Raw genomic sequence first — 613 nt, forward strand, 5'->3', positions numbered from 1 at the left:
CGCGGACCTCTTGGATCTCGACGCCGAGGGCCTCGGCGACCATGCGGATCTGGCCTTGCCATTCGCCGGCGATCGCCCCGGGAAATGAGATCCACGGCTGGTAGTCGAGCGGTCGGCCGAATCCCAAAGCGTCGCTCATGATGTCGGAAACACCGTAGTCGTCGTACAGGCCTATCTCGTAGGCGTGGATCTTCTCGATCTGCGACGACTGTGTGCTCAGCACCAGCGGTAGGTAGTCGGCGACGAAGCCCGGCTCGATCCCCGAGGCGTACAACGAGACCTGGCCCTCCTTGGCGGCCGCGGACAACTGGTCGCGCCACTCGACCGGTTCGTAGGCGTGGGGGTTGACCAGGCGGGTGGTGCTGGTGGTCACCACGTTTATCCCTGCGCTGAGCAGCCTCACATAGTCCGGGACGGCCAGCGCATCACGTTCCGGCCCGCTGGCCGAATAGATGACACAATCGGGTTTGAGCCCGATCAGCGCATCCGCATCGGTGGTGGCCGCCAGCCCGATCGGATCACCGCCCGCCAGCACCCCCGCGTCCTTGCCGACTTTCTCCTCGGAGTGCACCCACGCCCCGACCAGTTCGAGGTCGGGCCTGCTCCGGATCGC

At 65.9% G+C, this 613-nt stretch carries 1 pseudogene; it reads right to left on the reverse strand.

Annotated features, from left to right (window positions below):
- Nucleotides 1-613 (reverse strand): annotated as a pseudogene (locus tag A5698_RS29140) (dihydrodipicolinate reductase); the annotation flags it as partial.

The organism is Mycobacterium sp. E136 (assembly GCF_001666865.1).
Taxonomy (GTDB): Bacteria; Actinomycetota; Actinomycetes; order Mycobacteriales; family Mycobacteriaceae; genus Mycobacterium.